This window comes from Gordonia shandongensis DSM 45094, assembly GCF_000423025.1.
Lineage (GTDB): Bacteria > Actinomycetota > Actinomycetes > Mycobacteriales > Mycobacteriaceae > Gordonia > Gordonia shandongensis.
In genome coordinates, this window is sequence record NZ_AUHE01000001.1 from 335603 (window position 1) to 352578 (window position 16976).

Annotated in this window: 20 protein-coding genes; 8 read left to right on the forward strand and 12 right to left on the reverse strand. The window is 69.2% G+C overall.

From position 1 onward, the window contains the following. Positions 1-9 precede the first annotated feature (9 nt). The 3 genes from G528_RS0101745 to G528_RS0101755 all read right to left on the reverse strand — a co-directional run bounded on the left by G528_RS0101745 (position 10) and on the right by G528_RS0101755 (position 2447). Positions 10-489: a hypothetical protein gene (locus G528_RS0101745; RefSeq protein ID WP_026917467.1), complete on the reverse strand. Its 480-nt coding sequence runs from the start codon at positions 487-489 to the stop codon at positions 10-12. Between the two features lie 294 nt (positions 490-783). Beyond that, on the reverse strand, positions 784-1224 hold the full coding sequence (locus G528_RS0101750; protein WP_026917468.1) for a nuclear transport factor 2 family protein: 441 nt from the start codon (positions 1222-1224) through the stop codon (positions 784-786). Continuing rightward, the gene (locus tag G528_RS0101755) at positions 1221-2447 is read right to left on the reverse strand and encodes a cytochrome P450 (RefSeq protein ID WP_084637971.1); all 1227 of its coding nucleotides are present in this window, start codon (positions 2445-2447) and stop codon (positions 1221-1223) included. The genes G528_RS0101750 and G528_RS0101755 overlap by 4 nt, the downstream gene beginning before the upstream one ends. A gap of 193 nt (positions 2448-2640) precedes the next feature. Here G528_RS0101755 and G528_RS0101760 point away from each other — a divergent pair, with 193 nt between their 5' ends. Together G528_RS0101760 and G528_RS0101765 are read left to right on the forward strand one after the other, a co-directional pair. Beyond that, a complete protein-coding gene (locus G528_RS0101760; RefSeq protein ID WP_026917470.1) occupies positions 2641-3804 on the forward strand; it encodes a steroid 3-ketoacyl-CoA thiolase in 1164 nt (387 codons plus the stop codon). Positions 3805-3858: 54 nt separating this feature from the next. Next, entirely contained in the window at positions 3859-4341 is a 483-nt protein-coding gene (locus G528_RS0101765; RefSeq protein WP_026917471.1) for a nitroreductase family deazaflavin-dependent oxidoreductase, read from the forward strand. 38 nt (positions 4342-4379) lie between these two features. Here the strand turns inward: G528_RS0101765 and G528_RS0101770 are convergent, their stop codons facing one another. Both G528_RS0101770 and fadD8 read right to left on the reverse strand, forming a co-directional pair. Continuing rightward, the gene (locus G528_RS0101770) at positions 4380-4652 is read right to left on the reverse strand and encodes a ferredoxin (RefSeq protein WP_245569641.1); all 273 of its coding nucleotides are present in this window, start codon (positions 4650-4652) and stop codon (positions 4380-4382) included. A 3-nt stretch (positions 4653-4655) separates the two neighbouring features. Continuing rightward, positions 4656-6272 (reverse strand): fatty-acid--CoA ligase FadD8, encoded by a 1617-nt coding sequence (fadD8, locus tag G528_RS0101775; RefSeq protein WP_026917473.1) that lies wholly within the window; start codon positions 6270-6272, stop codon positions 4656-4658. Positions 6273-6461: 189 nt separating this feature from the next. Between fadD8 and G528_RS0101780 the strand changes: the two genes are divergently transcribed. Further along, positions 6462-7118 (forward strand): GNAT family N-acetyltransferase, encoded by a 657-nt coding sequence (locus G528_RS0101780; protein WP_026917474.1) that lies wholly within the window; start codon positions 6462-6464, stop codon positions 7116-7118. Positions 7119-7154: 36 nt separating this feature from the next. Here G528_RS0101780 and G528_RS16075 read toward each other — a convergent pair whose 3' ends face one another. Beyond that, positions 7155-7754 carry a TetR/AcrR family transcriptional regulator gene (locus tag G528_RS16075; RefSeq protein ID WP_051198168.1) on the reverse strand — a complete coding sequence of 200 codons (600 nt, stop codon included), beginning with the start codon at positions 7752-7754 and terminating at the stop codon, positions 7155-7157. An 89-nt stretch (positions 7755-7843) separates the two neighbouring features. On the opposite strand from G528_RS16075, the gene G528_RS0101790 reads away from it, so the two are divergent. Beyond that, positions 7844-8752, forward strand: a complete 909-nt coding sequence (locus G528_RS0101790) for an oxygenase MpaB family protein (protein ID WP_084637972.1) — start codon at positions 7844-7846, stop codon at positions 8750-8752. A gap of 46 nt (positions 8753-8798) precedes the next feature. Here G528_RS0101790 and G528_RS0101795 read toward each other — a convergent pair whose 3' ends face one another. The 4 genes from G528_RS0101795 to G528_RS0101810 all read right to left on the reverse strand — a co-directional run bounded on the left by G528_RS0101795 (position 8799) and on the right by G528_RS0101810 (position 11820). Continuing rightward, a complete protein-coding gene (locus G528_RS0101795) occupies positions 8799-9617 on the reverse strand; it encodes a crotonase/enoyl-CoA hydratase family protein (RefSeq protein ID WP_026917476.1) in 819 nt (272 codons plus the stop codon). A gap of 58 nt (positions 9618-9675) precedes the next feature. Then, positions 9676-10044: a DUF8021 domain-containing protein gene (locus G528_RS0101800; protein ID WP_026917477.1), complete on the reverse strand. Its 369-nt coding sequence runs from the start codon at positions 10042-10044 to the stop codon at positions 9676-9678. Continuing rightward, positions 10031-10927, reverse strand: a complete 897-nt coding sequence (locus G528_RS0101805; protein ID WP_026917478.1) for an SDR family oxidoreductase — start codon at positions 10925-10927, stop codon at positions 10031-10033. The genes G528_RS0101800 and G528_RS0101805 overlap by 14 nt, the downstream gene beginning before the upstream one ends. A gap of 98 nt (positions 10928-11025) precedes the next feature. Continuing rightward, on the reverse strand, positions 11026-11820 hold the full coding sequence (locus G528_RS0101810; protein WP_026917479.1) for an SDR family oxidoreductase: 795 nt from the start codon (positions 11818-11820) through the stop codon (positions 11026-11028). Between the two features lie 79 nt (positions 11821-11899). On the opposite strand from G528_RS0101810, the gene G528_RS0101815 reads away from it, so the two are divergent. From G528_RS0101815 to G528_RS0101830, 4 genes are read left to right on the forward strand one after another with little or no spacing between them, the layout of a single operon-like run. Then, the gene (locus G528_RS0101815) at positions 11900-12661 is read left to right on the forward strand and encodes an enoyl-CoA hydratase family protein (RefSeq protein WP_026917480.1); all 762 of its coding nucleotides are present in this window, start codon (positions 11900-11902) and stop codon (positions 12659-12661) included. 37 nt (positions 12662-12698) lie between these two features. Further along, entirely contained in the window at positions 12699-13595 is an 897-nt protein-coding gene (locus G528_RS0101820; RefSeq protein ID WP_026917481.1) for a CoA transferase subunit A, read from the forward strand. Beyond that, positions 13592-14359, forward strand: a complete 768-nt coding sequence (locus tag G528_RS0101825; protein ID WP_026917482.1) for a CoA-transferase subunit beta — start codon at positions 13592-13594, stop codon at positions 14357-14359. The genes G528_RS0101820 and G528_RS0101825 overlap by 4 nt, the downstream gene beginning before the upstream one ends. Further along, positions 14356-15435, forward strand: a complete 1080-nt coding sequence (locus G528_RS0101830; protein ID WP_026917483.1) for an NAD(P)H-dependent flavin oxidoreductase — start codon at positions 14356-14358, stop codon at positions 15433-15435. The genes G528_RS0101825 and G528_RS0101830 overlap by 4 nt, the downstream gene beginning before the upstream one ends. A gap of 81 nt (positions 15436-15516) precedes the next feature. Here G528_RS0101830 and G528_RS0101835 read toward each other — a convergent pair whose 3' ends face one another. Together G528_RS0101835 and G528_RS16080 are read right to left on the reverse strand one after the other, a co-directional pair. Then, on the reverse strand, positions 15517-16467 hold the full coding sequence (locus G528_RS0101835; protein ID WP_026917484.1) for an RNA polymerase subunit sigma-70: 951 nt from the start codon (positions 16465-16467) through the stop codon (positions 15517-15519). 7 nt (positions 16468-16474) lie between these two features. After that, entirely contained in the window at positions 16475-16972 is a 498-nt protein-coding gene (locus G528_RS16080) for a VOC family protein (RefSeq protein WP_051198169.1), read from the reverse strand. Positions 16973-16976: the final 4 nt, after the last annotated feature.

Below are 16976 nucleotides of genomic sequence, written 5' to 3' on the forward strand. Positions count from 1 at the left end.
TGCGGGCTACTACCAGAGCCACGACCGCATCGGGTACATGAGGAAGCCGTCCGCGCCCGAGATGGTCTCGCACTGGATCCCGTCGGCGGGGACTGCTGCACAGATGAACTGACCGTTGCGAATCGACCGGCCGGCAGGCAGATCCTTGCCTGCGGTCGGTCGTTTCTGTGCATCACGTGACCCGAATGCGGCGGCACCGCCAGGTTCGAAACTCGCGATGCCTTCCGCGGTAACGCGGACACTGTCCGGCTTCTGCGGCAGCAGCGCACTATCGGCGCCGGCCGGCACCTCTCCGGTGCAGCCCGCTTCGGCAGCACGGATCACACACTGCCACTTGCCCGACCCCGCCGAGAACTGGAACTCGGCGGCCGTTCCGGGACGCAGGTAGCCGTCGCCGCTGACCGGCTCGCCGGGTGCGACGCGAGCGGCGGGCGGCCCGGCACGCATCGAGGTCGCCGGCGGGTTGGTCGGCGACTGCGTTGACGACACAGGCGATGGCACCGACGAAGAAGGCGCAGCAGAAGACGGCGCAGCAGACGATTCGGGGCCGTCTCCGGAGGAGACGGAGGGCGTCGCGGGTGTCGCCGACCGACTCGATTCCGCGCCGCAGCCGACGAGTACCGCGGCACAGGCTGCCGCTCCGGCCGAGAGCAGGAGGAATCGTCGCATGATCGCATGCTAGCCGTGTGATCGCCGGGGACCGCGACAACACGACAGCGCCGAAGAGAACGAGTCTCTTCGGCGCTGTCGTGTTGCGTGATGCGCGGGCTCAATGCCTGCCGGTCAGGCCTTGCGCAGCGACTTCATCGTCGCTTCGACCTCCCAGAACGCGCGGAGTGCGGCGAGGTCGCCGGCGGCGTCGGCCCGGTAGGTGAAGACGCCCTCGGCTTCGCTGATGTGGCCGCCGATGTGGGTGACGATCGTGCCGATGTAGGCCACCTCGTCACCGCAGATGATCTCCTTGCCGAACTGGAAGTCGATCTTCTCGGTGTTCGCGATGGTCTTGTCCCAGAACTCCGACAGTTCGTCGGCGCCCCGGTGACCCTTGCCCTCTTCGTCGAACATCGACGGTCCGACGGGATCCTCGACGGATCCGTCGGCCGCGAAGTTGTCGAGCCACGCCTGCTTGTCACGCGCCTCGACCGCTTCCCGGGATCGACGCCCGGCCAAGACGGCCGGGTGGTTCTCCCGATCGATGTTCAGGTACGCCGGGGACTCGCTCACGCCTTGCTCCCGTAGTTCACCTGGAGTTCCTTGATGCCGTTGATCCAGCCGTGGCGCAGTCGACGCGGCGCCTCGAGCTTGGTGATGTCGGGCACGAGGTCGGCGAGGGCGTTGAACATCAGGCTGATCTCCATGCGGGCCAGGTTGGCGCCGATGCAGAAGTGGGTGCCGTTGCCGCCGAATCCGACGTGCGGGTTCGGGTCGCGCATGATGTCGAACTCGAACGGGTTCTCGAACACGTCCTCGTCGAAGTTCGCCGACCCGTAGAACATGCCGACGCGCTGGCCCTTCTTGATGTCGACGCCGCCGATCTGCGTGTCGTTCTTGGCCGTGCGCTGGAAGCAGTTCACCGGGGTCGCCCAGCGGACGATCTCGTCGACCGCGGTGGCCGGACGCTCCTTCTTGAACAGTTCCCACTGATCGGGGTGCTCCAGGAAGGCGTTCATGCCGTGGGTGATCGCGTTGCGGGTGGTCTCGTTGCCCGCGACGGTCAGCAGGATGAAGAAGAAGCCGAATTCGGCCTCGGTGAGCCCGTGTCCGTCGACGTCCGCCTCGATGAGCGTGGTGATGATGTCGTCGGCGGGGCACTTGCGGCGTTCTTCGGCCATGTTGTAGCCGTATCCGAGGATCTCCATCGACGCGACCTGCGGGTCCTCGGTGAACTCCGGGTCGTCGGCGTTCATCATCGAGTTGGACCAGTTGAAGAGCTTGGTCCGATCCTCGGCGGGGACGCCGAGCAGGTCGGCGATGGCTTCGAGCGGCAGGTCGACGGCGACCTGGTGGACGAAGTCTCCCGATCCGGTGGCGGCGGCCTCCGAGACGATGCGGCGGGCCGCGGCGTCGAGCTTCTCCTCCAGGGCGTGCACGGCCTTCGGGGTGAAGGCACGCGAGACGACCTTGCGGAGACGGGTGTGGTCCGGCGGGTCGTGGTTGATGAGCAGCGACTTGGTGACGTCGATCTGCTCGGCGGTCATGTCGTCCTCGAAGCGCATGATCACACCGTTCTCGGCCGCCGACCAGTCGTCGGCGTTCTTCGAGATCTCACGGATGTGTTCGTGGCGGGAGATCACCCAGTAGCCGCCGTCGTGGAAGCCGCCGCCCTTTCCGGGAGCTTGGGCGTTCCACCAGACGGGGGCCGTCTTGCGGAGTTCGGCGAACTCCTTGACGGGAATCCCCTCGAGCAGAAGGTCCGGGTCTGTGAAGTCCCAGCCTTCCTGGTGCATGAATGGACACGTGCCGGACGCGTCGACACTCTGCGCCTGAGTCACGTCATCACCTCGATTCTCAACGGTGAACAAGTTCCCGCCGAACGAGAACCCGTTACAATTTGCGTACGTCACACTCTGCCACACTGGATAGACGTGAACAAGAACTTGTTCTAGTTTGATGGAGACTCGTTCGTCGAAGGGAAGTGGCATGGGTGTACCGGTGATCGTGGAGGCCGTCCGGACTCCGATCGGCAAGCGCAACGGCTGGCTCTCGGGCCTGCACGCGGCGGAGATCCTGGGCACCGCCCAGCGGGGCGTGATCGAACGCGCCGGAATCGACGCCGAACTCGTGGAGCAGGTCGTCGGCGGCGCCGTGATGCAGGTCGGCGAGCAGGGCAACAACGTCACCCGCACCGCCTGGCTGCACGCCGGACTCCCATGGCAGACCGGCGCCACCACCATCGACTGCCAGTGCGGCTCGGCCCAGCAGGCCAACCACCTGGTCGCCGGACTCATCGCCACCGGCACCATCGACGTCGGCGTCGCCTGCGGCGTGGAGTGCATGTCGCATGTGCCGCTGGGCGCCAACGTCGGCACACACGCCGGCCCGCGGCGCCCCGAGTCGTGGAGCATCGACATGCCCGACCAGTTCACCGCCGCCGAGCGGATCGCCGAGCGTCGCGGCATCACGCGCGCCGACGTCGACGCCCTCGGCCTGCGGTCGCAGACCAACGCCAAGCGCGCCTGGGACGAGGGGCGCTTCGACCGCGAGGTCCTCACCGTGACCGCCCCCGAGCGCACCAAGGAGGGCGAGCTCACCGGTGAGACGCTGGAGGTCGACCGCGATCAGGGGCTGCGCGACACCACCCTCGAATCGCTGAGCGGCCTCAAACCCGTCATGGACGGCGGCATCCACACCGCCGGCAACTCCTCGCAGATCTCCGACGGCGCCGCCGCGGTCCTCATCATGGACTCCGACCGCGCCAAGGCCCTCGGCCTCACCCCGCGCGCCCGGTTCGTCAGCCAGGCGCTGGTCGGCGCCGAACCGTACTACCACCTCGACGGCCCCGTGCAAGCCACCGAGCGGGTGCTCGAGCGGTCGGGCATGAGCCTCGGCGACATCGACGTGGTCGAGATCAACGAGGCCTTCGCATCGGTGGTCCTGAGCTGGGCCCAGGTGCACGACGCCGACATGGACAAGGTGAACGTGAACGGTGGTGCCATCGCCCTCGGACATCCCGTCGGCAGCACCGGCTCGCGACTGCTGACCACCGCGCTGCACGAGTTGGAGCGCAGCGACTCGTCGACGGCGCTGGTGACGATGTGCGCCGGCGGTGCGCTGTCGACGGCGACCATCATCGAACGCATCTGACACGGACGCCCGCCGATGCGGGCGCAGCGCTCACACGGGCAGACGGGAGCAGTCGTGGATCCGAATTCACGTCCGGGACAACTCGATTCACCGGTGGTCGCGAAGATCATCAAGATCGGTTCGCGCGCGAACACCGCCGTGTACCGGTGGACTCGCGGCCGTCTCGGCGGCTCGTGGCGCGTCGGTTCGGCGTTGCGCAAGCCGGCCCCCGTCTGCCTGTTGACCACGGTGGGACGCAAGTCCGGTCGGGATCGGACCGTCCCGCTGCTGTATCTGCGCGACGGCGAGGACGTGGTCCTCGTCGCCTCCCAGGGCGGCCTGCCCAGCAATCCGGCGTGGTACCACAACGTCCGCGCCGAACCGCGCGTCCGGATCCAGATCGGCGGCGACGAAGGGCGCTACACCGCGCACGTCGCCGATCAGGAGGAGCGCGACGAACTGTGGCCGCGGCTGGTCGAGCTCTACGACGACTTCGACACCTACGCGGCGTGGACCGACCGCGTGATTCCGATCGTCGTCTGCACCCCGGCCGCCTGACCCCGGCAGCCCGGCCTCGGCAGCCCGACCGTTCGCGTTCAGGGCAGGTCGACCGGCGCGCCGTCCGCGAGCAGCCGGAGCGCCGACTTGGGGCATCGGCTCACCGCGGCGATCACCCGCCCCTCGTTCTCGTCGGTCACGTCGGGGCGGTCGACGACCACGAAGCCGTCGTCGTCGAGTGAGAAGACGTCGGGTGCCGCCTTGACGCACTCGCCGTAGCCGTCGCACAGTCCCGTGTCGGCGACGACGGTCAGCTGCGGCGCTCCTGCACCGTCTGCTCCTGCACCGTCTGCTCCTGCATCGGGGGTCACGGCTCAGCCCACCGCTCGATCCGTCGACTCCCAGAACCGCGCCCGCAACGCCTTCTTGTCGGGTTTGCCGAGCGCCGTCAGCGGCAGCTCGTCGGCGAAGACGACCTGCTTGGGCGACTGGACCGCACCCTTGCGCTCCTTGACCGACGCCTGGATCTCGGCGGTGACGCTCGCCTGCGCGTCGGGTGAGGCGTCGGCGTCGGGACGGAGCACCACGACGGCGGTCACCGCTTCCCCCCACTTGTCGTCGGGTACGCCGATCACGCCGACCTGCGCGACCGCCGGGTGTTCGGCGACCACGTCCTCCACCTCGCGGGGGAAGACGTTGAAGCCGCCCGAGACGATCATGTCCTTGGTGCGGTCGACGATGAACCAGAAGCCGTCCTCGTCCTCCCGTGCGACGTCGCCGGTGTGCAGCCACCGTCCGTCGAAGGTCTCGGCGGTCTGCTCGGGCAGCCCGAGGTAGCCGCCGGCGAGCAGCGGACCCGACACGCAGATCTCGCCCGGCTCCCCCTGCGGCACGGGGTTGCCCTCCGGGTCGAGCAGTGCGGTCCGCAGGAAGGCCGAGGGGCGACCGCAGCTGCCGAGTCGGGCGGCGTCGTGCTCGTCCTTGCGGAGGTAGCTGATCACCATCGGCGCCTCGGACTGGCCGTAGTACTGGGCGAAGATCGGCCCGAACCGTTCGATGGCCTCGGCCAGCCGCACGGGGTTCATCGGGGAGGCGCCGTAGTAGACGGTCTCCAGCGACGAGAGGTCGCGGGTTCGCGAGTCGGGGTGGTCCATGAGGGCGTACAGCATCGACGGGACGAGCATGGTGGCCGTGATCCGTTCGCGCTCGATCGTCTCGAGGACCTCGGCGGGATCGAACTTTCCGAGCACCAGCATGGTGCCGCCCTTGATGAGCGTCGGCACGAAGAATGCGGCGCCGGCGTGCGAGAGCGGTGTGCACATGAGGAAGCGGGGGCGTTCGGGCCACTCCCATTCGGCGAGCTGGATCTGGGTCATCGTGGAGATGCATCGCGATGTGCCGATGACGCCTTTGGGTTTGCCGGTGGTTCCGCCGGTGTAGGTGATCGACACGACGTGGTCGGGGTCGAGGGGTTTGGCCGTGAGCGGCGTCGCCTCGTATCCGGCGGCCGCGGCGACGACGTCGGTGCCGACCTCGGCCAGTTCCGGCGGCACGGGTCCGAGGGTGAGCACCTGGGTGAGGCTCTCGACGCGGTCGACCAGTGCGACGGCCCGCTCGACGAACATGGGGACGGGGTCGATGACGAGGGTCGAGACGCCCGCGTCGGACAGCACGTAGGCGTGGTCGTCGAGGGAGCCGAGCGGGTGCAGTGCGGTGCGGCGCCAGCCCTGCGTCTGGCCGGCGCCGATCACGAAGAGAACTTCGGGCCGGTTGAGGGCCAGGAGTCCGACGGCGGTGCCGGTCCCGGCGCCGGCGGCCTCGAACGCCTGGACGTACCGGCTGATCTGCCGACTCATCTCACTGCCGGTCAGCTCGGTGTCGCCGAGCTTGAGCACCGGGGTGGCGTGGTGGCGGCGCAGGGCCGCGACCATCAGGTCGCCGAGGTGGACGGGGTTGCGCAGGAGCTGGTCGTCGATCGAGTCTGAAGCCATGTAAAAATACTAGAACGTGTTCTAGATTTTAGATAGGATCCCACGAAATTCCTTGGGGGCCAACGGCACCGGACATCGGGCCCGCCGTTCATCCCGCCGCGTGAACATCGTGTCGCGCGCCGATGAAATCGTCGTCCACATCATCGAAATCTCCCCCGGGACCGGCCGAACCGGACCTAGTATCGAGTCATGACTGATCTGGACCAGGCCGCAGCCCGACGAGACATCACCGACGCCCTCCTCACCGCACTGGAGCGGCGGCACGAGGTGCTCGACGCCATCGTCGAGGCCGACGACCGCGAGGCCGCCGTCACCGCGATCGCCGACCTCCTCGGCAAGCCGCGCACCGGCGCCGAAGCCGTCCTGAACATGTCGTTCTACCAGCTCACGAAGGACGAGCGCCGCAAGAACCAGGCCGAGCTCGACAACCTCAACGAGGCGATCACCTTCACCCTCGCCGAACGTCCCGCGAGCACCGGCGACTCCCTCACACTGCGCCCCTTCTCCGCCGACGCCGACTCGGACCTGTTCGCGGAGCGGACCGCCGAACAGGGCGTCGCCGGCGACGGTTCGGGCGCCCCCGCCGGCGACGTCCGCGAGGAGATCGCCAAGGCCGTCGACCGCGTCGACTCCGAGGACGCGGTGTGGCTCGTCGCCAGCGACGGTGAGGAGAAGATCGGCATCGTCTTCGGCGAACTGCACGGCGGCGAGGTCGACGTCCGGATCTGGATCCGACCGTCGTCCCGCAAGCGCGGTTACGGCACCGCCGCGCTCCGCAAGTCCCGCTCGGAGATGGCCGCACTGTTCCCGGGCGTGCCGATGGTCGTCCGCGCCCCCAGCGCCTGACCGGGAGACCGGGACGTCGGGCCGGGCCCCGGGACGTCAGGCCGGGCCGGTCCGATCGGTGCCGGTCCGATCGGGGCCGGTCCGATCGGGGCCCAGCACGTGGTCGAGCATCGAGGTGAACCCGAATCGGAGCGCGTCGATCGACGGCACCGTGCCCATCTGATAGCCGATCAGCAGATACAGCGCGACCTGCGCGTACTGCCGCGCCACGGTCTCGTCGCCGATGATCGCCGCGCTCGTGTCGGCGATGACGTCGATGCGTTCGCGGTCGACCTCCTCAAGGTGCCTGCGGACCTCGTCGTCGTGCGTCGACCACACGCGGATCGCGGCCTCCGACGCGCGGTCGAGGCTGAGCCCGATGTCGACCAGCACGTCGATGCGCCCCGTCGGTTCGGCGACCGCCAGTGCGTCGTCGATCAGCCGTCGGCTCCGCTCATGCCGCCAGTACGCGATGAGGTCGGTGGTGAAGTCGGCCCAGCTTCCGAAGGCGTGATAGAAGCTGCCGGTGGTCGCCCCCGCCGCGGCGCACACCTGCGCCAGCTTGAGTCCGGCGTGCCCGTGTTCACCGAGCACCACCAGGCCCGCGTCGAGGAATCGGCGGCGCGCCTGCTGCGAGGGGACCGACTTTTTGACCATGAGTCCAGCTTTTCACACGTGCGGTTCCGCCCCTTGCACAAAACTGTAACTCGACTTACAGTTAGGCTAGTCTGTGTGAAGGAGCACCCATGGCACCCACGACCTCGATCCCTGCGCGGGTCAAGAGCCGCGTCAAGAACACCGCCTCGCTGACCGCCGGAATGGACCCGGAGACCTCGTACCACGAGATCTATCGGACGCTGGCGACCTACGAGTTCCCGTGGGACATCAACCAGGCGCTGAGCTTCGCGCTGTTCCGCACCTACGCGGTCCCCAGCGTCGGTGAACTCCTCGACGAGACCGGCGAGTTCCGCGAACGCGCCCAGCGCCGGTACGACGACACGGTGATCCTGCTCGACATCCCGCTCACCGAGGGATTCGACAGCCGTCGCGGCAAGGACTCGATCCGGCGCATCAACCAGATGCACAAGATGTACGACATCTCGAACGACGACATGCTCTACGTCCTGGCGACCTTCGTCGTGGTCCCGGTCCGGTGGATCGACGACTACGGCTGGCGGAGGCTGACCGCCGACGAGATCCGGGCGACGACGCTGTACTACCGGGATCTGGGTCGCCACATGGCGATCAAGAACATCCCCGAGACCTACGACGAATTCGCCGAGCTGATGGACTCCTACGAGGCCGAGCACTACGTGTCCGGCGGGACGCCGGGCGTCCGCCGCACCGGCGACGCCACGCTGGACCTGTTCGCCACCTTCTATCCGAAGCCGGTGCGGCCGCTGATCAATCCGTTCAGCCGCGCCGTGATGGACGACCCGCTGCTCGACGCCTTCGGCTACCGAGCACCGCACCCGCTGTTCCGACGTCTCTCACTGACCGCCCTCCGGCTGCGCGGACGGCTGGTGGCCTACCTCCCCAAGCGCCGCCGACCCCAGCTCGCCCAGGACATGGCGCGCGTGAAGTCGTATCCCGGCGGCTACCGGATCGAGAGCCTGGGCACCTTCGGCCGCGCCGGCTGCCCGGTGCAGCACTGAGCGTCCGGCGAATCACCGAGCATCCGGAGAATCACCGAGCGTCCGGCTACCGACCCTGCCAGTTCGGTTCCCGCTTCTCGGCGAACGCCCGCGGCCCCTCGAGTGCGTCCTTCGACGTGAAGACCTTGATACCGAGTTCACCGTTGACCGCCCACGGCTCCTCGGCGCCCCACGCCTGATTCCAGTCCGATGCGCCGGACTGCATCCGGTACATCGCCTGCTTGCTGTACTGCACCGACAGCGGGGCGTTGGCCGCGATCGAATCCGCCAGCGTCAGGGCCGCGTCGAGGACCTCGTCGGCGGGGACCACCCGGTTCACCAGACCCCATTCGCGGGCGACCGACGCCTCGATCCCGTCACCGGTGAGCGCCAGTTCGAGTGCACGCTTCATCGGGAGCTGGCGTTGCAGCCGGATCACACCGCCGGCCGCGGCGATGAGACCGCGCTTCACCTCGGGCAGGCCGAAGACGGCGGTGTCGGCGGCGACCACGAGGTCGCAGGCCAGCGCCAGTTCGGTGCCCCCGCCCATCGCGAAGCCGTTGACCGCCGCGATGACGGGTTTGTCGATCCAGTGCTGAGCGACCCCGGCGAAGCCCCATTCGGGATTGTCGTCGGCGGCGATGGACTTCCCCTGAGCGATCTCCTTGAGGTCGGCGCCGGCGCAGAACGCACGACCCGATCCGGTGAGGACGACCACCCGCACGTCGGGGTCGTCGGCCGCCTGCTCGAGGTGGCGACCGACGGCCGTCGCGAGCGCCGCGTTGACGGCGTTCATCGCATCGGGCCGGTTGAGGGTGATGACGGCGACGCCGCCGCGCACCTCGTAGAGGGCGGCCGGGGACTGCGCTGCGGGTGACTCGGTCACGGGATGACTTCCTTTCGGGTGGGACCCTGCCGGGGGCGGGGTGCTGCCGGGATGGGGCTCAGGCCTTGCGACGCGGCATCGAGAAGCGGGCGACGATCGCCGTGATGGCGCCGGCGTCGTCCACTTCGAACGACTCCACCACGCGCGCGGCGAGCCCGAGGGGTTTCGGGTGAACGTGCACGTAGTACGTGGTCTGCACGGTGTGCCCGATCACGGTCGCAGCGAAGTCGCTGATGTGGTGGATCAGCCGGAACTGCGGTCCGCGCTCCAGGCTCCGGATGATGTGGTCGCCGTTGCGGCCGGTGGTCACCCCGAGTTCGATGCGCGTGCAGTCGGAGGTGACGCGCACCGCCGACGCATCGTGACTGACGAGTGCGTCGACGTAGGCGCGGGCCGCCGCGATCCGGTCGGCGTCAGCGAGCGCCATATGCCTTCACCTGCGCCGGTGAGTCCGCGAGGAGTGCGGGCACCACGTCGGACAGTTCGGCCACATCCCAGCGGGCGCCCTTGTCGCGGGAGGCGGCCCGCTGCCAGCCGTCGAGCACCGTGACAGTGCCGCCCTCGACCTCGAAGAGTCGGCCGGTGACGTCGCTCGCGGCCTCGGAGGCGAGCCACACCACCAGCGGGGAGATGTTGGCCGGGTCCATCGCGTCGAACGACCCGTCGGCGGGGGCGGCCATCTGTTCGGCCATCGCCTCGCCGGCGCCGAGCGTCATCTGGGTGCGCGCCGCCGGGGCGATGCCGTTCACGGTGATGCCGTAGCCGCCGAGTTCGGCGGCGGCCTGGATGGTCAGCTCGGCGATCGCGGCCTTGGCGGCCGCGTAGTTGCCCTGCCCGACGGACCCGAAGATGCCTGCGCCCGACGAGGTGTTGACGATGCGGGCCGCGGGTGTGCGGCCGGCCTTCGACTCGGCCCGCCAGTACGCGGCGGCGTGCCGGAGCATCACGAAATGCCCCTTGAGGTGGACGCGGACCACCGAGTCCCACTCCTCTTCGCTCAGCGAGACGAGCATGCGGTCGCGGAGGAAGCCGGCGTTGTTGACCAGGGCGTCGAGCCGGCCGAACGAGTCGACCGCCGTGGCGACGATGGCCTCGCCGGTGGCCCAGTCCGCGACGTCCCCGGTGGCGGCGACGGCTTCGCCGCCGGCGGCGGCGATCTCGTCGACCACCGCGGTGGCGGCCGCGGCGTCGTAGTCGTTGACGACGACCTTGGCGCCGTCGGCGGCGAAGGCGTGGGCGTGGGCGCGGCCGATTCCCTGGCCGGCCCCGGTCACGATGACGACGCGACCCTCACTGGTCTTGGTGCTCACTGGTGATTCCATTCTCTCGACGGTCGCGTTCGCGACGCGGTGCTGGCGGGTCTGGTGTTGCTGTCAGGACTGGTGTGCCTGTCAGGACGGTGTTGCTGTCAGGACTGGTGTGCGGGGGCGCCGTGGTCGACGTTGGCGGCCGCCAGGAAGGCCGGGCGTTCACCGCCGCCGTGCACCGTGACCGTCGATCCGGTCACGAAACCGGCCACCGGCGAGAGCAGATAGGCCACGGCGGAGCCGATGTCGGCGGGCCGGGCGAGTCGGCCCATCGGGATGGTCTCGCCGACCGCCGCGACGCCGTCGTCGTCGCCGTAGTGCAGGTGCGACAGTTCGGTCTCGACGGGTCCGCACACCACGGAGTTCACCCGGACCGCGGGCGCCCATTCGACGGCGAGGGATTCGGTGAGGTTGTCCAGGCCGGCCTTCGCGGCGCCGTAGGCGGCGGTTCCGGGCGACGGCCGATGTCCGCTGACGCTGGAGACGTTGACGATGCTGCCGCCGCCGTCCTGGCGCGTCATGACCGCGTGCGCGGCGCGGGCCACGATCAGCGGCGCGAGGAGGTTGAGTTCGATGATCTTCCTCGAGAAGTTGTCGGAGGCGTCGGCGGCGAGTGCGAACGGTGAGCCGCCCGCGTTGTTGACGACGCCGTCGAGGCGGCCGTGTGCGGCGACGATGTCGGCGATCATCGCGGCGACGGCGTCGCTGTCGCGGACGTCGCACGAGTGGAACTCGAAGTCGCCGTCGCCGGGCCGTCGGGCGCACACCACCGGTGTGGCCCCGAGGTCGGCCAGGACCTGCGCGATTCCGGCGCCGACACCGCGGACACCGCCGGTGATCAGGATCGTTGCGCCGGTCAGCCCGAGATCCACCGCCGGGTGCACTGCTTCAGTCATGGTGCTACCGTATCAAACAACCAAGCATTTGCTTGGGGAGCTTCGGGAGCAGTCCCCGCCACGACACGAAGGAGTCGGTGTGCCGATCACCACCGCCCGGGTCGAATCCGGCATCGTCACCGTCACGGTCGACTTTCCGCCGGTCAACGCCCTACCCAGCGCCGCCTGGTTTCAGCTCGCCGACGAGATCCTCGCCGCGGGCGACGACCCCGAGACCAGCGTCGTCATCCTGCGGGCCGAGGGCCGCGGATTCAACGCCGGCGTCGACATCAAGGAGATGCAGAACACCAGCGGCTTCGACGCGCTCATCGGCGCCAACCGCGGATGCGCGGCGGCCTTCTCGGCCGTCTACGACTGCCAGGTGCCGGTCATCGTGGCCGTCAACGGCTTCTGCGTCGGCGGCGGCATCGGACTCGTCGGCAACGCCGACGTGATCGTCGCCTCCGACGACGCCGTCTTCGGCCTCCCCGAAGTGGACCGCGGCGCCCTCGGCGCGGCGACCCACCTCGCCCGCCTGGTCCCCCAGCACATGATGCGCACGCTGTACTACACCGCGCAGAACGTCACCGCCGAGCAGCTCGTCCACTTCGGCTCGGTCTACCGGGCCGTCCCGCGCGAAGACCTCCTCGAGACCGCCCTGGAGGTGGCGCGCCTCATCGACGCGAAGGACACCCGCGTGATCCGGGCGGCCAAGGCCGCCATCAACGGCATCGACCCGGTCGACGTGAAGACCAGCTACCTGCTCGAGCAGCGCTACACCTACGAACTCAATCTCGCCGGCGTCGCCGATGAGCATCGCGATGCATTCGTCGCCGACGGTGCCGGCAAGCGAGACAAGTGATCCGGCGAGACCGGCACGGCTGAAGGAAAAGAGAACCATGGTTTCGAAGACTGACAAGACGTCGTCGCTCGACGACGTCGTCGCCGACCTGAGCGACGGCATGACGATCGGCATCGGCGGCTGGGGATCGCGCCGCAAGCCGATGGCGCTGATCCGCGCCATCGCGCGGTCGGATGTGAAGGACCTGACGGTGGTCACCTACGGCGGCGCCGACCTCGGCCTGCTGTGCGCCGCCGGCAAGGTGCGGCGGGCGTACTACGGTTTCGTCTCGCTCGACGCCAAGCCCTTCTACGACCCGTGGTTCGCCAAGGCGCGCACCTCGGGCACCATCGAGGCCCGCGAGATGGACGAGGGCATGATCAAGTGCGGTCTGCAGGCGGCGGCCGCCCGGCTCCCGTTCATGCCGATCCGCGCCGGCCTCGGCTCGGCCGTCACCGAGTTCTGGGGCGACGAGCTCAAGACCATCGACTCGCCGTATCCCGACCCCGACGGGCGCACCCAGACGCTGATCGCGATGCCCGCGCTCAAGCTCGACGCCGCGTTCGTCCACCTCGACGTGGCCGACCCGCACGGCAACGCCGCGTACACGGGCGTCGACCCGTACTTCGACGACCTGTACCTGGCGTCCGCGCAGCGCCGGTACCTCGAGGCCGACCAGGTGGTCAGCACCTCCGAACTCGTCGACTCCGTCGCCCGCGAGCGGCTGGTCATCAGCCGCATGAACGTCGACCGCGTGGTGCACACGCCCAACGGCGCCCACTTCACCCTGGCCGGCGGCTACGGACGCGACGACGCGTTCCTGCGCCACTACGCCGAGTCCGCGGGCGACGACGCCGGGTGGGATGCGTTCCGCAGTCGCTTCCTCGACGTCGACGAGGCGACCTATCAGACCGAAGTGGCCCGTTGGCAGGCCGAGCAGGAGGAGAACAAGTGAGCGCCGCAACCGAGTCCCCGGACGCCACCCGCGCCGAGTACTGCGTGACCGCATGCGCGGACATCTTCACCGGTGCCGGTGAGATCGTGGCGTCGCCGATGGCGACGACCCCGCTGATCGGCGCGCGTCTGGCCCGCCTGACCACCGAACCCGATCTGATCCTCACCGACGGGGAGGCGCTGATCCTGGCCGACACGCCCGCGGTCGGCAAATCCGGTCCCATCGAGGGCTGGCTGCCGTTCAGCAAGGTGTTCGACGTGGTCGCCTCGGGCCGTCGTCACGTGGTGATGGGCGCCAACCAGATCGACCGGTACGGCAATCAGAACCTGTCGGCGTTCGGTCCGCTCTCGCAGCCGACCCGGCAGATGTTCGGTGTCCGCGGCGCGCCCGGCAACACGATCAACCATCCGACGAGCTACTGGGTGGCACGGCACACCGCGCGGGTGTTCCCGGAGAAGGTCGACATCGTCTCGGGCGTCGGCTACGACAAGGTCGACGAACGCAACCCCGCGTACGACGATCTCGACATCCACCGCGTGGTCACCAACCTCGGCGTCTTCGACTTCAACGGGCCCGGCCACACGATGCGGGCGCTGTCGCTGCACCCGGGTGTGACCGCCGACGAGGTCGCCGAGAACACCGGCTTCCCGGTCGCCGATCTCGCGTCGGCTCCGGTCACGGCCGCGCCGACCGCGGAGCAGCTGCGGCTGATCCGCGAGGTGGTCGACCCGAAGGGGCTGCGCGACCGCGAGGTCCGCTCGTGACCGCTCCCACCCTGGCGACCCGCTTCACCGAGCTGGTCGGTGTCCGCTACCCGATCGTGCAGACCGGGATGGGGTGGGTGTCGGGTCCGTCGCTGACGGCCGCCACCGCCAACGCGGGCGGGCTCGGCATCCTGGCATCGGCGACGATGACGTACGACGAGCTCGAGTTCGCGATCAAGAAGACCAAGTCGCTCACCGATCAGCCCTTCGGCGTCAACCTGCGGGCCGATGCGACGGATGCCGACGAGCGGGTGGATCTGATGATCCGCGAGGGCGTCAAGGTGGCGTCGTTCGCGCTGGCGCCCAAGCAGGAGCTGATCGCCAAGCTCAAGGACAACGGTCTGGTCGTGGTGCCGTCGATCGGTGCCGCCAAGCATGCGGTGAAGGTGGCCTCGTGGGGTGCCGACGCCGTGATCGTGCAGGGCGGCGAGGGCGGCGGGCACACCGGCCCGGTCGCCACGACGCTGCTGTTGCCGTCGGTGGTCGACGCGCTGGGCGGCCAGGACGGCCCCACGTCGATCCCGGTGATCGCCGCGGGCGGGTTCTTCGACGGCCGCGGTCTGGTGGCCGCCCTCGCCTACGGTGCCGACGGCATCGCGATGGGCACCCGTTTCCTGCTGACGTCGGACTCGGCGGTGCCCGACAGCGTCAAACAGGAGTACCTCAAGCGGTCGCTCAACGACACCGTCGTCTCCACGAAGGTCGACGGCATGCCGCACCGTGTGCTGCGGACCGAGCTCGTGCAGGCTCTCGAGAGCGGTTCTCGCGTCAAGGCGCTGGTCGCCGCGGCCCGTAACGCCAACGAGTTCAAGCAGATGACGGGCATGCGGTGGACCGCGATGCTGCGCGACGGGAAGGCGATGAAGAAGTCGGGCGAGCGGACCTGGCAGCAGATCATCATGGCGGGTAACACCCCGATGCTGCTCAAGGCGGGTCTCGTCGACGGCAACACCGACGCCGGTGTGCTCGCGTCCGGCCAGGTGGTCGGCTTGATCGACGACCTCCCGTCGTGCGACGAGCTGATCCAGTCGGTGATGACCCAGGCGCACGCGCGTCTGGCCGCGCTCCCCCGGTAGCGCCCCCAGTCTCAGGCCCGGTCGGCGATGTCCCCCGCCGACCGGGCCTGAATCCATTCCCGGGGGCGGCGGCCGGTGCGGTCAGATCACCTCCGGCAGCCCCGCCATGCGGAACAGTTCGGGCTCGAAGAAGGCGCCGACGTGGTCGATCCGACCGTCGACGATGGTCAGGACGTCGAATTGGAAGGGTCGCCACACGTCGCCGTCGCGCAGGTACATGGCCGCGGCGGGTTGACCGTTGGCGGCGGTCGCGATCATCTTCAGGTCGCCGGCGGCGGCCGCCGGGCATTGGGTGAGCGACAGGACGCCGATGTTCTCGGCGCCCGTGTACCACTCGGGGTACGGCGGCATCTCCCAGATCGCGTCGGCTGCGAGGACCTCGACGACGCCGGGGATGTCGTGTCGGGCGAACGCGTGGCAGAACCGGTCCCACACCCGTCTGTCCCGCTCGGTGAGTTCTGCGACGCGGCGGCCCTGCCGTGGCGTGCGGTCGCCGACCGTCGCGCGGGCCCGCGCCAGCGCACTGTTGGCCGCGGCCACGGACATGGTGAGCATGTCGGCGGTCTCGGCGGCGCTGAACGCCAGGACGTCGCGCATGATCAGCACCGCGCGCTGCCGCGGCGGGAGGTCCTGCATCGCTGCGACCATCGCCAGCCCGATGCTCTCCCGGGCGGTCACGTGGGCGGCCGGATCGCCGAGGGCGCCGTCGGGCAGCGGCTGCAGCCACGCGATGTCGGCGTTCGCGATGACGGGTTCGCGCGGGTCGGACGCCGGGGCTCCCAGGCCGGTCGGCAGCGGCCGCCGCGACCGGCCTTCGAGCGCGCTCAGGCAGGTGTTGGTCGCGATGGTGTACATCCAGGTCCGGACCGACGACCGGCCTTCGAATCGCGCGAAGCTGCGCCAGGCGCGCAGGTAGACGTCCTGCAGCACGTCCTCGGCGTCGGTTGCCGAGCCGAGCATGTGGTAGCAGTGCGCCAGCAGTTCGGCGCGCAGGGCGCCCGTCGCCTCGTCGAAAGCCCGGTCGTCGGTCATGGCCCGATCAGTCCCTATTCTGTGCGGTGGCGCTGTTCTGTGCGGTGGCGCTGTTCTGTGCGGTGACGCTGTTCTGTGCGGCGGCATATGCCTCCGGACCGGCCTCGGCTGCGGCCGGGTCCATCCACATGATCTCCCAGCCGTGCCCGTCGAGATCGTAGAACGAGGTGCCGTACATGAAACCGTGGTCTTCGGTGCTGCCGACGGTGGCGCCTGCGGCGACCGCCCGGCCGACGAGTTCGTCGACGACCTCGCGGCTGTCGACGTCCAGGCAGAGGATCGCGCCGCTGGTGGAGACGGCGTCGATGACCGCGTGGCCGGGCACGAAGGTCTGGTAGTAGTCGCGCTGCAACAGCATGGCGACCATCGAGTCGCCGAGGATCAGTGCGGCGGCCTTCTCGTCGCTGCAGAAGCGGTCGTCGAACCGGTATCCCATCGCGGTGAAGAACGTCCTCGACGCGTCGACGTCGGCGACCGGAAGGTTCACGAAGATCGTGGAGTGCATGGCG